General features: G+C 35.2%; 1 pseudogene. It reads left to right on the top strand.

Annotation, left to right across the window (positions count from 1 at the left end):
- A pseudogene (locus G1O98_RS38420) lies at nt 1–837 on the top strand (IS630 family transposase); the annotation flags it as partial.
- Nucleotides 838–844: the final 7 nt, after the last annotated feature.

Raw genomic sequence — 844 nt, 5'->3', positions numbered from 1 at the left:
TAAGGGTAAAAAAAGCTATTTAACTACACAACAAAGAGAAGAAGTCCTAGTTTGGCTACAAACAAAAAATATTTGGGAGCTTGGTGAACTTGAATATAAACTAGCTTTTGAATATGACGTAATTTATGAATCAAAACGCAGCTATTATGACTTGTTTGATGCGGCAGGAATTAGTTGGAAGAAAACTTCTGCTGTAAATCCAAAAGCTAATGAGGAAGCTGTTGCTGTAAAAAAAAAGAGATATCTTCACTGTTGGCGAGCCACCGAGAAGAAATAGAAGCAGGACTTTTGAGAGTCTTGCTACTAGATGAGTGTCATTTACTTTGGGGAGATAGCATTGGCTATGTTTGGGGAAGAACTGACTCAGAAATTACCCTTCCAATTACCAACGAACGAGATAAACAAACTTATTATGGAGCAGTTGACTATCTAGATAAAAAATTGTTGTTGAAGACCTATGATACAGCTAATTCAAAAAATACTATTGATTACCTAAGCTATTTATTAAACGAATCTCCTAACCAAAAGTTACTAATTTTCTGGGATGGTGCTAGTTATCATCGGTCAAAAGAAATCCAGAAATTTTTAGCATCTATTAATCAAGGGTTAACACAAGAACAATGGAAAATTCACTGCATTCGTTTTGCTCCTAACTGCCCCTCCCAAAATCCTATAGAAGACATCTGGTTACAGGCAAAAACTTGGGTGCGGCGTTTTTGTGCTTTAATTCCAAAATTCTCTCATCTAAAGTGGATGTTTGAGTGGTTCATTCAAAATACTACTTTTGATTTTCCGTCTCTTCAGATGTACGGAGCTTTTTCAAAAATCAAATACTAATCCTATA

It is taken from the genome of Nostoc sp. UIC 10630, from assembly GCF_010747425.1.
GTDB lineage: Bacteria > Cyanobacteriota > Cyanobacteriia > Cyanobacteriales > Nostocaceae > Nostoc.
The sequence above is the reverse complement of the archived record's forward strand: the minus strand, read 5'-3'. Positions and strand labels throughout refer to the sequence as shown.